This is a genomic window from Pseudomonas viridiflava (genome assembly GCF_003702045.1).
Classification (GTDB): domain Bacteria; phylum Pseudomonadota; class Gammaproteobacteria; order Pseudomonadales; family Pseudomonadaceae; genus Aquipseudomonas; species Aquipseudomonas viridiflava_C.
Window position 1 is genome coordinate 541,837 of sequence record NZ_RBTP01000012.1, and the last position, 13,103, is coordinate 554,939.

The following is a 13,103-nucleotide window of genomic DNA, read 5'->3' on the forward strand; positions in this document are numbered from 1 at the left end:
AGCAGGATGAAATTCAGTGAACAATGGCTGCGCGGCTGGGTAAGCCCGCAGGTTTCCCGCGACGAGCTGGTTGCTCGTCTGTCGATGGCCGGTCTTGAGGTCGACAGCGTCACGCTGGCCGCCGGCGTTTTTACCGGTGTCGTGGTGGGCGAAGTGCTGAGCACCGAGCAACACCCTGATGCCGACAAACTGCGTGTTTGCCAGGTCAGCAATGGCACCGAGACGTTCCAGGTCGTCTGCGGCGCGCCCAATGTGCGTCCGGGCTTGAAGATTCCTTTCGCCATGATCGGCGCAGAACTGCCGGGCGATTTCAAGATCAAGAAAGCCAAGCTGCGTGGCGTCGAGTCCAATGGCATGTTGTGCTCGGCTGCCGAATTGCAGGCAGGCGAGGGCAATGATGGCCTGATGGAGTTGGCTGCCGATGCGCCTGTGGGTCAGGACATTCGTGTCTATCTGGGCCTGGACGATGCCAGCATCGAAGTCGATCTGACCCCTAACCGTGGCGACTGCCTGTCGGTTGCCGGTCTGGCGCGTGAAGTCGGCGCGCTGTATGCCGCTGAAGTCACGCGTCCGCAAGTGGCAACCGTTGCTGCCGTGCACGACGAAGTGCGCCCTGTGGAAGTGCTGGCTCCGGCAGCCTGCCCGCGTTATCTGGGTCGCGTCATTCGCAACGTCGACCTGTCGCGTCCGACTCCGTTGTGGATGGTCGAGCGTCTGCGTCGTTCTGACGTGCGCAGCATCGACGCTGCTGTCGACATCACCAACTACGTGATGCTGGAGCTGGGTCAGCCGTTGCACGCATTCGATCTGGCCGAAATCAATGGTGGAATTCGTGTGCGCATGGCCGAGGAGGGCGAGAAGCTCGTTCTGCTCGACGGTCAGGAAGTCAGTCTGCGTGCCGACACCCTGGTCATCGCCGACCATCAGCGCGCCTTGGCGATTGCCGGTGTCATGGGTGGCGAACACAGCGGCGTGACCGCTGGCACACGCGACATTTTCCTGGAAAGCGCCTTCTTCGACACCATCTCTGTGGCGGGCAAGGCGCGCTCTTACGGGCTGCACACCGACGCCTCGCATCGCTATGAGCGCGGTGTCGACTGGCAACTGGCTCGTGAAGCAATGGAGCGGGCAACCGGTCTGCTGCTGGAAATCACAGGGGGCGAAGCCGGTCCTGTGACTGAAGTGGTCAGTGAACAGCACCTACCGTCCGTTGCTCCGGTAACACTGCGCGCGAGCCGCGTCGAGCAGATGCTGGGTCTGGTGATCGAGAACGCTGAAATCGAGCGTCTGCTCAAAGCGCTCGGTCTGGGCGTATCGGCTGAAGCGAATGGCCAGTGGCATGTCACCGTGCCAAGTCATCGCTTCGATATCAGTCTTGAAGTGGATCTGATCGAAGAGCTGGCGCGTCTGTATGGGTACAACCGCCTGCCGGTGCGTTACCCACAGGCCCGTCTGGCGCCGCAGGCCAAGGCCGAAGCCCAGGGCGATCTGCCTGAGCTGCGCCGTCTGCTGGTTGCGCGCGGTTATCAGGAAGCGATCACTTACAGTTTCATCGACCCCAAGTGGTTCGAGCTGTTCACGCCAGGCGTCAAGCCGCTCTTGCTGGCCAATCCGATCTCCAACGACATGGCGGCCATGCGCGCTTCGCTCTGGCCGGGCCTGGTCAAAGCGCTGCAGCACAACCTCAATCGTCAGCAGGATCGCGTGCGGATGTTCGAAAGTGGCCTGCGTTTTGTCGGGCAACTGGAAGGATTGAAGCAAGAGCCAATGCTGGCTGGCGTGGTATGCGGTAGCCGTCTGCCGGAAGGTTGGGCGCAGGGACGTGACGCCGTCGACTTCTTCGACGTGAAAGCGGATGTGGAAGCTGTGCTGGGCTTCGCCGGTGCGCTGGACGATTTCAGCTTCACGCCGGGTGAGCATCCTGCGCTTCATCCAGGTCAGACCGCACGCATCCTGCGCGATGGTCGTGAAGTCGGCTTCCTGGGTGCGATCCATCCTGAGCTGTCGAAGAACCTGGGGCTGGATCGGCCGGTATTCGTTTTCGAGCTGGTTCTGGGCGAAGTTGCCAAAGGCCGTCTGCCGAAGTTCCATGAGCTGTCGCGCTTCCCTGAAGTGCGTCGCGACCTGGCACTCCTGGCCGATCGGGAGGTCTCTTCCAGTGCAGTTATGGACGTTATTCGTGAAAATGCAGGCGAATGGCTCACAGACCTCAGGCTATTTGATGTTTATCAGGGTAAAGGCATTGATCCGCATAGAAAAAGCCTTGCGGTCGGCTTGACCTGGCAGCATCCATCGCGCACTCTTAATGACGATGAGGTCAACGCAACGACACTTGCCATCCTCACCTCACTTGAGGAGAGGTTAAACGCCACATTAAGGAAGTAGCGTATGGGGGCTCTGACGAAAGCTGAGATGGCCGAACGTCTGTACGAAGAGCTGGGCCTGAATAAACGAGAAGCCAAAGAATTGGTGGAGCTGTTTTTCGAAGAAATCAGGCACGCTCTGGAAGACAACGAACAGGTTAAACTGTCCGGCTTCGGCAATTTCGACCTGCGAGACAAACGCCAACGGCCTGGGAGAAATCCCAAGACCGGCGAAGAAATTCCGATCACGGCACGCCGTGTGGTCACCTTTCGTCCAGGGCAGAAGTTGAAGGCCCGAGTTGAGGCATATGCTGGAACCAAGTCATAACGACGAGCTGCCGCCGATTCCTGGCAAACGCTACTTCACCATCGGTGAGGTGAGTGAGCTCTGCGCGGTGAAACCGCACGTTTTGCGCTATTGGGAACAGGAATTTCCTCAGCTCAACCCCGTAAAACGCCGCGGAAACCGCCGGTATTATCAGCGCCAGGATGTGCTGATGATCCGCCAGATTCGCGGTTTGCTATACGACCAGGGTTTCACCATCGGTGGTGCGCGTTTGCGCCTTACCAACGGGGAAGCCAAGGACGATACCCAGCAGTACAAGCAGATGATCCGGCAGATGATTGTCGAGCTGGAAGACGTGCTGGTCATGCTCAAGTCGTAACCGAGCTAACTGGATACTTCCATAATTCAAAAGCTTAGGGTATATTCCTCGAAGTTTTCGCAACACGCGAAACGGTTTCACGCCTAGTCGGGGCGTAGCGCAGTCCGGTAGCGCACTAGCATGGGGTGCTAGGGGTCGAGTGTTCGAATCACTCCGTCCCGACCATATTATTCAGTGACTTAGCCCAACCTTTTCAGGTTGGGCTTTTTCATGCGCGCGACTTTTTCGTGTCATGACTCGATCTCTTGACGGATCAGGCTGCCGTTACTTTTGCGTTGACGATGAGCGAACCGGTGTGACTCAGTCATCATGAAAGACGCCGGCAAAAGTCCCGCTTTTCAAACCAAGCGATGATCGGCAACAAATCGGTACAGCAATCGTCTATTCTCGATGAAACGATTTTGTCAGCGGGGATGCATGATGTTTTCAAGGTCCGATCTTCAACGAGTTCTGGAAACGGCGTTTTTGCCCTCCAGGTGTGAGTGCGTCATGGGCGCGAACGAAAGCTTTTCCGTCAAGCTTCTCCACCCCGAGTCCGGTGATATCCAGTTGTACGTAACGGGTATGCCTCTTTCCGAACTCTCTACTAGCCGATCCATTGCGCGATTGGTGCTCTCTCTGAAAGAGCAGAGAGACCTCATGGGCCAGATGCAATTATCGATGAAGCGACTGGCGTAAAGTGCGTCGGAAGATCCTGTGCTGAACGGTGTTCTTCACTGCTGAGTGCTTTAAAAAACAGAGCCCATCTTGTAGATGGGCTTTGTCTTTTCTGCGGCACCGATTCACACCCGTTGCAGCAGTGCCTGGGTCAGGCTACTGAACAATCAGAATCTTTTTCGGTTGGCATATCAGAAGCGAGTTACTGTCCGGCATTTCCAGAATAATGCCGTATGCGCCAGTTTCCAGGTCAGACAGATCGGCGTTAAACGTAAAGCCCGTCTTAAGCAGCTTTTCGTTGTTGAAGTTTTTTACCACGTCCGCACGATCTATCCGGGTTGGGTTCTCGAATATACGCGGAACACCCTTTGCGCCTGTGAGGCGAAGTCTCAACTCAGAGGGCGACGTCTGTTTCTGCGTGTCTACGGCCCAGCCAGACACCCCGACCACGCCTCGTTTGACATAGACAGTCGCGTCAGTCTTTCCATTGATCAGGTCGACAAAACACTTGTCAGTCGCGAACCGATTAACGGTCTTGCCTGCTTCCTTGTCGCCGCATCCCGCAATGACGGTCAAGCCTACGGCCAGTGCAACAAGTGCGGTAAGTTTTCTGGACATGATGTTTCCTGAGAGCAACGCATTATGAAATATAGTCGGTCATTCGCCTGTTTCTGGAAAAGGGGAAAGGCCAGACAGACCGCTCGCACAATGCTGAGCGGATGAGGGCGCGCGATTATGGAGCGAGAGGCGACATGCAACAAGATAGCATTCAGATGTTTCACACGCCGCCCTCACTTGCGTTGACCCCGCAGTTGTGTGCCGTCAGATGCTGCCGCATAGCGTCCCAGGCCAGATAAAGGACTGACGCAAGGACGCTCATGCTCCTTAACGCAAGGCCGTCAGATAATCGTCCACGGACGTGACCTTGGCGTAGCCGAACTCGAACGCCGCCATCATCGCGGCATGTACGTGAGCTGCCGGAACATCCACGCCGTTGAAGCTGAGGTCCAGGGTTGCGCAAGCGTCATGAAGCACCGTCACCGGGTACCCCATGTCTGCCGCAGCGCGTACGACCGCGTCGATGCACATGTGGCTCATCGCACCGATGACCACGACTTCCTCAACCCCGGCGGCATCCAGCTGATGCTTTAGGTCGGTTTCTCGAAAGGCATTGATGTGCTTTTTGACTGCCACCGGTTCCTCGTTCAGCGGAGCCACTGCCGATTGAATCTGTGCGCCATTGGAGCCCTTGACGAAGATCCCGTCACCTGCGCCCTCTGATTCATGACGGATGTGAAATACCGGAACGCCTGCGTGTCTGGCGTGAGCGATTACCCGGGCTGCCTTTGCGACGGCCGCTTCGATGCCGGTCAAAGGCAGTTTGCCGGTTGGCGAGTATTCGTTCTGAAGGTCTACAACGATAAGGCCTTGTTTCATGAGCTATCTCCACTTGGATGATGAGCGTGACAGGGGCACCGCCAAAAAGCCGAACCTGCGTTCCGGCGGCGACCCTTGGTGAAATCAGAGTTCGAGTGAGGCACCGTCCTGCGGTATGTCCACCCGGCTCTCGATGCCGTGTTGCTCGACGTAGGCGCGCAACGCTTCGCGGGTCAGGGACATGTGGTTGACGGCATCCAGGTGCACCGCGACGATTTTTGCGTAGGGGGCGACCTGTGACGCACGCAGCACATCCTCCTCGCCCATGATGATCGCCCCCTCGAATCCGGTCATTTTGGCTTTGCCGGCATTGAGGACCATGATGTCTGGATGGAATTTCTCGATGGCCTGGTCAACCTCTTTGCGCCAGATGGTATCACCGGCCAGGTAGAGGGTCTTGTAACCGTGGGCCTGGAAAATCACACCCATCGCTTCACCCAAAGGCTTTGCAAGAGCAGGGACGGCATACATTTCGTCAGTGCCATGTTGCCCACCGGTCTTGGTGATCTTCACGCCGCTGAACTCGGCTTCATCAGTCAGTACGCGCACATTCTTGAACCCCTGTGAACGTATCAGTTGTGCGTCCTCTTCGTGCTGAGCGAACAACGGGATGTCCTTAGGCAGCGCTTTTTGCGCGGCGTCATCCCAGTGGTCCAGGTGCGTATGCGTCACGATGACAGCGTCGACGCCGGACAGGACCTGGTCGGTAGATTCCGGCAGATCGACCAACGGATTTCGGAGGTTGCTGCGGTAAGTATTTTCAAACCCGGGATAGGCTCCCTTTTTAGCCAGCATCGGATCGATCAGAAACGTAGTACCGGCGTAGGTGATTTTCACCGTCGCATTTCGAATCTGCTGCATCTCTACTTTATGTAAGGCATTGGAAACCGGGGCAGTGCTGGAATCGGCAAGCGCGGCCGTGGTGACTGCGCCGCCAGCGATATAAATCGCCATTGGCAGTGTTTTGAAATTCATGGATCGTAACCTGTCGATGTGTTCAAGGACTCCATTTTTGCCGAACGCCTCACGGCTCAACAGTGGCCTGAATGACATTATTAGTTAGAATCGGGCCAATCCTCGTCAATCGGAAGACTCAACGATGCCCGCCATACGAGTTGCTGTACTCGCGTTCAATGGCATAAGCCTGTTTCACCTGTCCGTGCCCGGTATCGTGCTGGGCGCTGTCGAAGCCGGGCCGGAACAATCTCGGTATGAAGTCAACTACTGTGCCCAAGTGCCGGGCATGGTCCGCAGTGACCAAGGGCTCGGCATAGCGGTCGAGCATGGGCTTGAGCTGATGGACAGCTGCGACGTCATCATCATTCCGGCCTGGGGCGATGACCTGGAGCCTGCGTCTGTATCGCTCATCCAGGCGCTTCAAACCGCCGACGCGCAGGGCAAACTGATCGTGGGTTTGTGTCTGGGGTCCTTCGCGCTGGGGGACGCAGGTTTGCTGGACGGGAAAGAGGCCACCACGCACTGGATCGCCCGCGACGTCTTCGCGCAGCGTTTTCCCAAGGCTCGTTTTCGACCCGATGTGCTGTATGTCAGCGCGGGCAACATCATGACCTCCGCCGGAACGATGGCCGCCATCGACTGCTGTCTGCACCTGATACGTGAACGCCACGGCGCCGATGCGGCCAATCGCACCGCCAGATTGCTGGTGACACCTCCACACAGGCAGGGCGGTCAGGCCCAGTACGTAGAAAATCCCGTCCCTCAACTGGCGACCGACACCCATCTCTCCGAAGTGCTGGCATGGGCACGCGTCAACTTGGGCAACGATCTGTCTCTGGATGTTCTGGCTGAAAAAGCAAGGATGAGCAGGCGCACGTTCACTCGCCGCTTCAAGGAAACGACGGGAAGTACGGTTTCCCATTGGCTGAACGTGGAGCGGGTTTCCAGGGCACAGCAATTGCTGGAAACCACTGATCTGCCCATTGAATGCATCGCCGGTGAAGCCGGATTCGGAACGCCGCTGTCGTTGCGGCAACAGTTCAGTGCGCAGTTGGGTACGTCGCCTTCGGATTATCGGCGGATGTTTTTCGGCAGAAAAGTTCGGTAAAGAGGATGAAAAGCGCGAGCAGGCAATCGCAACGGCTGACTTGCACTTTCAAGAATGACTAGCCGTTTTCGGCACAAATCACCCAATCCTAATTCCACCGGAATGAAACTTGCCTGTCTTCACCCTCGTGACCTTGAAACGCATTGAGGGCAAGGCCGATGAATAACAATAATGTCGCGACACAGACCGCACCTCACCTGCGACACTTTCAGACCTGCGACATTGATGAGCACGGCCGCAACATGGTCGGCTGGCAGGTTTGTTACGATCAGTTGACGCCCGGTGGCTTCGAAGGCGAGTTGACGGAGTTTCGCTCGGATTGGCTGCAATTGGTTCGCGACCGCTCTAATCAGGCGCTGACCAAGCGTGGCATGGCCTGGAAGGGCGCCATTGTCTTTGCATTGCCTTTGAGCGCCAGCGGTCCGGCGTTCTGTGACGGGCATACGCTTCAAGCGCCCAGCATCCTCGTCGCTCACGGCGAAAACCTGCCAGAACTGAGCACGCCGTTGCAACTGGATGCAGTGGGCGTCGCGATCGAGGAGGAGTCTTTGGCAGATGCCTTGGAGCGTCAGGGCAGTCGTTTTGAGATTACCGATCTTCCCAGGTGTTACCGTCTGGCTGATCCGACGGTCCAAACGCGGTTCGCAGCGCTGTTCGATAACCTACTGAACGGTGAGCGCGTCTGCGTAGAGAAGCTTGAATATGATTCGATCCGCCGTGGCATCCGTGACGCGGTGATGTTGCAGGTGCTGGAACTGGTAGCCCCAGACAAGGCCCCGCCCCTTAATCCGACGGCACGCAAAAGGATGGTCGATCGGGCGCGTGACTATGTTCTGGCGCATCTGGACGAGCCGTTGTCGATTCTGGATGTGTGCAATCATATCGGCGCCAGCCGCCGCAAACTTCAATACTGCTTTCAGGAAACGCTGGGCATCAATCCTGTGGCTTATCTGCGCACGTTGCGCCTCAACGCGGTCAGGCGAGAGTTGCGCGAGCGCAGCCCGGTCGAGCAAATACAGGCGGTGGCGGCGCGCTGGGGCTTCTGGCATCTGAGCCGGTTTTCCAGCGACTACCGCACGCTGTTTGGGGAGACGCCTTCGCAGACCGTGCAGCGCACACACCTGTGCTGAGCCGCACGACCCCTTCAAGCCCGTGTGCGCGTTGCCGTCAAAGCATCCTGCGCAACACGTCGTTGCGAGGATCCTTGTCGTAAAGCCGGTGTTTCAGGGTGCCGGTGATATGGAGAAGGATCAGGCCGAGAAGGGCATAGGCAAGTATCTTGTGCAGGGACTGGAAGACGACGAACCACGCGTCATTCTTCGCCAGCAATTCCGGAAGGTTGACCCCGAAAAAGAAAACGCCGTCGCTCATTGTGTAGGTACTCGACATCGAGTAACCCATCAAGGGCACGATCACGAGCAGCGCGTACATCGTTCGCTGCACCAGCTTTGCAAAAAACCGCTCATGCCGCGCCAGGGTGACCGGCGGCTCCGGCAGCCTTGGTGTTCGAAAACGCATGGCGATCTGGGCCAGAATCACAAGAAACACCAAGACCCCAAACGATTTATGCCAAGGGTAATAGAGTTCGTACTTGCTCGCGTTCTCGTCCTCCAGCTCGGTCATGTGCCAGCCTGCCCAGAGCAGGCCTATGACCAGTACGGCGCGCACCCAGTGCAAAACGAGCAGGGACGTGGGATACCGATCTGTTGTCGGTTGATCTATCGGACTCATCGTGAGCTATCCATTGGTCATCAAGGCGTGAGGGGAGGTTTGAGCGACCACCCTCGGCGTCACAAGCCTGAAGGATGGTCAGGGGACCGCTTTTCAGCCAGGCATCAGCACAGTGATGACCTTTTCTTCGGTGTAGGCAATTGCGCCGCCAAAACCGCCCTCGCGGCCAATGCCGCTGGTTTTGAGTCCGCCCCAAGGCAGGTTGGCGTCCAGCGGACTCCAGCAGTTGATGCCCACGGCACCGGCTTTCACCGCAGCGGCAACACGGTGGGCACGCACCAGGTCGGTGGTCCACACGGTCGCTGCCAAGCCGTAAGAGGAATCGTTGGCCAGTTCCACGGCTTGCTCTTCGCTATCGAAAATGATGACCGTGCCGACAGGTCCGAAGATTTCGTCGCGCGCTATTGCCATGTCGTTGCGGGCGTTGAAGAAAATGGTCGGGCGCACAAACCAGCCCTGCTCAGGCGTCGACACTCCGCCTGTCAGCAGTGAGGCGCCTTCATCGATGCCCAGCTGGATGTAGCGGTTAACGCGCTCGAATTGCGTTTTCTTGGCCACCGGCCCCATCTGTGTGTCCGGCTGACGAGGGTCACCGACCTTTACTGCACGGGCGGCATCGGCCAGTGCCGCGGCAAAACGCTCAGCGATGTTGCGCTGGACCAGAATGCGCGATCCGGCTGCACAGACCTGGCCCTGATTGGCAAACAGTCCGAGCGCACAACCGCGTAGCGCGTCGTCGAAAGAAGCGTCGTCGAAGACGATCTGTGGACTCTTGCCTCCCAGCTCAAGCGCCACGCGTTTGAACAGTACACCGGCAGTGCGCTGAATCTCCCGCCCGGCCTCGGGGCTGCCCGTGAAACTGATTTTGGCGACATGCGGATGCTCGCACAAGGCACGTCCCACTTCGTTGCCATAGCCGGTGACCACGTTGATCACGCCGTCCGGGAAGCCGGCTTCCTGCGCGAGCGCTGCCAAGTGCAACGCAGACTGAGGCGTCTCTTCCGAAGGCTTGATCACCACGGTACAGCCCGCCGCCAGCAACGCGGCGAGTTTCCACACGGTTATCATCAGCGGTGAGTTCCAGGGCACGATCGCCCCGACCACGCCCACCGGCTCCCGCACCGTGTAGGAGAGCGTCCGGGTGCCGAAATAGCCGCCGGTGGGAATCGTGCGGCCTTCGAGCTGATTGGCCCAGCCTGCTGCGGCACGCAAGTTGGCGAGCACGTTGGGCAGGTCCATCCGGCGTGGTTCGATGGGTGAGCGACCGATAGCGTTGGCGTCCATATCGGCCAGCGATTCGCTGTCGCGCTCTACCAGGTCGGCCAGCTTGAGCAGCAGTCGGGCACGTTGGGCGCCATCAAGCCTGCTCCAGGCGCCGCCCTCAAGTTGGCTGCGGGCGGCTTCCACGGCGCGATCCACGTCTTTAGCGGTGCCGCGTGCACAACTGCCATAGATGGCTTCCGTCACGGGGTTGATCAAGTCTATGCGACGACTGTCGGAAGCTTCGAAGCGCGCGCCTTCAATAAAATGAGTCAGGTGCTGAGTCATAGGGCGATCCATGAGTGGTATGAAGGAGTCGGGCGAGCGTATGTCATGCCTTGAGAGAGGCCAGTGCATCGCCAAAGATATCCAGTGCCTTGAAAAACAGCGCACGTGAGATCGTCAGTGAGGGCATGACACGCATTACGTTGCTGTAGCGACCGCAGGGAATCATCAGCACACCGTGATCCAGCAGATAGCCCATCAACTGGCCGATTCTGGCGGGCTGCAGTGGGGCTTTGGTTTCCAGATCCTCGACCAGCTCAATGCCGATCATCAGGCCACGGCCTCGCACTTCTCCCACGAACGGGCTGTTGAAGTCTCGAATGCGTTCCTGGGCCTCCAGGCCCATTGCGTGGGCACGGTTCAGCAGGTCGAGCTCCGGGTCCTGCAAGATGCTGATGTTGGTCAGCGCAACGGCTGCGGATAACGAATTGGCGGCAAAGGTATTAGGCATCGAGCCGTCAGGGATCGCGGCGGCCAGATCCGAGCGCATGATCAGGCCTGCCATCGGCAGGTCGCTGCCGATGCCCTTGCCGAACGTCAGCATGTCGGGCTTCACGCCCGAATGTTCCACCGCCCACATCTTGCCGGTGCGTCCAGCGCCGGACTGTACTTCGTCGACGATCAACAGCGTACCGCTGCGGTCGCACGCCTTGCGCAGAAGCTGCAGGAATTCGGGCGAGGGCGGCACGTAGCCGCCTTCGCCCTGGACCGGTTCCACAATCACGGCGGCCACATCATCGGCAGCGGTGTAAGGGGTATTCAACAGGTAATCGACATATTCGCCAGCGATCTGCTCGGCACTTTTGTGGGTGGTGTCGAAGGGGAAGCGGTAAGCATAAGGGTAGGGGGCATGAATAACGCCGCCCATCTGTGCGCCATAGCCCTTGCGGTAGGCCGTGCCTGTGGTGAGTGAGCCCGAGGCGTTCCATACCCCGTGATAGCCGCCGTGGAAGGCAATGATCTGATGCCGGCCCGTGATGCGTTTGGCGAACTTGATGGCGGCCTCCAGCGCGTCACTGCCGCTTTGCGTGAAGAAGGTGATGCAGTCGCCACGCAAGCCTTGCGGTGCAATGTCGGACATCTTGGCCGCCAGCTCGGTACGCCGGGTGCTGTTGACCTCCAGCGCGTGCATGAGCACTTCAGACTGTTCGCGAATTGCCTGCACCACTTTGGGATGGCAGCGGCCTACGCTGCTGACACCCACGCCTGCGGACAGGTCGATGTAGGTGTTTCCATCCGGATCCTTGAAAGTCGCACCCAAGGCGCGATCCATAGCCACAGGCATGCGCCCGCCGCCACGTGCCATCGACTCGGTACGCGCCGACAGGGCCAGTGCCTCGCGGGTCTTCGGGCCGGGCAGTGCGCCTGAGGTGATCTGCGGAGCATCCGGGAAGTGGAGGGATTCAAACTGGGCTTCGCTCATGACGGTCTCTCGGAGGTCGGTTTAAGTGCGCCGATCATCCCCGTGACGCAGCAATGGCCGGTAGCCCGAATCGGCACATGCTTGAACGGGTAACGCACACAGAGCCCAAACGACGGTTCCACAAAGAATTTGCAGGATTTTTCCGATATGCGACTATCACCCCGTCATGCGGCTGAAACAAAATCTTGGGCAGGGGCTTTCCATCAGATGAACAACAAGAGCATCAGCCATTTTCGAGACGTTCATGCCCATGCCGCCACCGTTCGGGAGTGGAGTCAGGACTACAGTCAACTGACTCCCGGCTCTGCGCAAAGCTCGCTGATGCAATTGACGACCCAGGGCTGCCATCTGTTTCTCGAGCAGATCAACCAGCGCGTCGTGCAGCAAGGCGTCGCACCCCGGGGCAAAATGTGTTTCGCGGTGCCGATCAACATCCCCGGCTCCATCCGCATGCAGGGGCGGGATGTGGACGACAGCAGTCTGTTCTTTCTTCACGGTGGCGAAGAATTCATGTTCCACATGCCCAAGGGCATGGAGCTGCTGTCGATCACCTTCGAGCGCGACTTGTTCGAGCAGGCGCTGGCACAAACCGTCTCGGCCAAAGAAGTGGGGCTGTTACTGCGTCAACCCGTGATCAGGGTGTCGGCACGCCGTTTCGCAGAGTCCCGCCGCCGTCTGGTGGCGCTGTTCTACCAGGCCTTGAGGCATGACAGCACAACAGGTCCGCAGTGGCAGTTGGCGCTTGAGCAGGCGATGCTTGATGAGGTGTTGCAACTCATGACGGATCCGGCGTGCGACAAACATCAGCGCATCGCCAGTTCGACGCGCAGCTTCATTGTCGAGAAATGCCATCGTCTGACCGCGGCCGACATGACCTGCGTGCCCAGCGTGATCGAATTGTGCCAGCGACTCCAGGTGAGTCGGCGTACCTTGCAGAACGCCTTCCGTTCGGTCGCCGAGACGACGCCGCTCAACTACCTGCGCTCGGTAAGGCTCAATGGCGTACGCCGCGCCTTGATGTCGTCACGTGCGTCCAGTCTGTCTATCGGCGATGCGGCGGCGCAATGGGGCTTCTACCACCTGAGCCATTTTGCGGCGGAATACCATGCGCTGTTCGCCGAGTTGCCCTCTCATACCGCCCGCGCCGCGATCATCGGTCACGCCCGCGTCTGAACGCACCATTCTTCTCAAGCCTTCTTCAATCAGGCACCTACTGC

The 13,103-nt window shown here is 58.6% G+C and carries 13 protein-coding genes and 1 tRNA gene; 8 read left to right on the forward strand and 6 right to left on the reverse strand.

What is annotated here, in order from left to right; translation table 11 throughout:
* Positions 1-6: 6 nt before the first annotated feature.
* The 5 genes from pheT to ALP40_RS04555 all read left to right on the forward strand — a co-directional run bounded on the left by pheT (position 7) and on the right by ALP40_RS04555 (position 3,706).
* Positions 7-2,385, forward strand: a complete 2,379-nt coding sequence (gene pheT, locus ALP40_RS04535) for a phenylalanine--tRNA ligase subunit beta (protein ID WP_122207078.1) — start codon at positions 7-9, stop codon at positions 2,383-2,385.
* A gap of 3 nt (positions 2,386-2,388) precedes the next feature.
* On the forward strand, positions 2,389-2,691 hold the full coding sequence (gene ihfA, locus ALP40_RS04540) for an integration host factor subunit alpha (protein WP_002553164.1): 303 nt from the start codon (positions 2,389-2,391) through the stop codon (positions 2,689-2,691).
* Complete coding sequence (locus ALP40_RS04545) at positions 2,672-3,028, forward strand: MerR family transcriptional regulator (protein ID WP_004886959.1); 357 nt, start codon at positions 2,672-2,674, stop codon at positions 3,026-3,028. Before ihfA ends, ALP40_RS04545 begins: the two co-directional genes overlap by 20 nt.
* A gap of 88 nt (positions 3,029-3,116) precedes the next feature.
* Positions 3,117-3,193 (forward strand) — tRNA-Pro (locus tag ALP40_RS04550).
* 255 nt (positions 3,194-3,448) lie between these two features.
* On the forward strand, positions 3,449-3,706 hold the full coding sequence (locus tag ALP40_RS04555) for a DUF1652 domain-containing protein (protein ID WP_122207434.1): 258 nt from the start codon (positions 3,449-3,451) through the stop codon (positions 3,704-3,706).
* 135 nt (positions 3,707-3,841) lie between these two features.
* Here ALP40_RS04555 and ALP40_RS04560 read toward each other — a convergent pair whose 3' ends face one another.
* The 3 genes from ALP40_RS04560 to ALP40_RS04570 form a co-directional block, all read right to left on the reverse strand.
* On the reverse strand, positions 3,842-4,303 hold the full coding sequence (locus ALP40_RS04560) for a hypothetical protein (protein ID WP_122207079.1): 462 nt from the start codon (positions 4,301-4,303) through the stop codon (positions 3,842-3,844).
* Positions 4,304-4,570: 267 nt separating this feature from the next.
* Complete coding sequence (locus ALP40_RS04565; RefSeq protein ID WP_122207080.1) at positions 4,571-5,122, reverse strand: cysteine hydrolase family protein; 552 nt, start codon at positions 5,120-5,122, stop codon at positions 4,571-4,573.
* An 84-nt stretch (positions 5,123-5,206) separates the two neighbouring features.
* Complete coding sequence (locus ALP40_RS04570; RefSeq protein WP_122207081.1) at positions 5,207-6,097, reverse strand: MBL fold metallo-hydrolase; 891 nt, start codon at positions 6,095-6,097, stop codon at positions 5,207-5,209.
* A gap of 124 nt (positions 6,098-6,221) precedes the next feature.
* Here ALP40_RS04570 and ALP40_RS04575 point away from each other — a divergent pair, with 124 nt between their 5' ends.
* A complete protein-coding gene (locus ALP40_RS04575; protein WP_122207082.1) occupies positions 6,222-7,187 on the forward strand; it encodes a GlxA family transcriptional regulator in 966 nt (321 codons plus the stop codon).
* A gap of 158 nt (positions 7,188-7,345) precedes the next feature.
* Entirely contained in the window at positions 7,346-8,317 is a 972-nt protein-coding gene (locus tag ALP40_RS04580; RefSeq protein ID WP_122207083.1) for a helix-turn-helix domain-containing protein, read from the forward strand.
* Between the two features lie 37 nt (positions 8,318-8,354).
* On the opposite strand, the gene ALP40_RS04585 is transcribed toward ALP40_RS04580, so the two are convergent.
* The 3 genes from ALP40_RS04585 to ALP40_RS04595 all read right to left on the reverse strand — a co-directional run bounded on the left by ALP40_RS04585 (position 8,355) and on the right by ALP40_RS04595 (position 11,886).
* The gene (locus ALP40_RS04585) at positions 8,355-8,918 is read right to left on the reverse strand and encodes a cytochrome b (RefSeq protein WP_122207084.1); all 564 of its coding nucleotides are present in this window, start codon (positions 8,916-8,918) and stop codon (positions 8,355-8,357) included.
* A gap of 93 nt (positions 8,919-9,011) precedes the next feature.
* Positions 9,012-10,466, reverse strand: coding sequence for an aldehyde dehydrogenase (locus ALP40_RS04590; RefSeq protein WP_122207085.1), 1,455 nt, complete (start codon positions 10,464-10,466; stop codon positions 9,012-9,014).
* A 43-nt stretch (positions 10,467-10,509) separates the two neighbouring features.
* The gene (locus ALP40_RS04595) at positions 10,510-11,886 is read right to left on the reverse strand and encodes an aspartate aminotransferase family protein (protein ID WP_122207086.1); all 1,377 of its coding nucleotides are present in this window, start codon (positions 11,884-11,886) and stop codon (positions 10,510-10,512) included.
* A 207-nt stretch (positions 11,887-12,093) separates the two neighbouring features.
* Here ALP40_RS04595 and ALP40_RS04600 point away from each other — a divergent pair, with 207 nt between their 5' ends.
* Positions 12,094-13,059 carry a helix-turn-helix domain-containing protein gene (locus ALP40_RS04600; RefSeq protein ID WP_122207087.1) on the forward strand — a complete coding sequence of 322 codons (966 nt, stop codon included), beginning with the start codon at positions 12,094-12,096 and terminating at the stop codon, positions 13,057-13,059.
* The last annotated feature ends 44 nt before the right edge of the window (positions 13,060-13,103 follow it).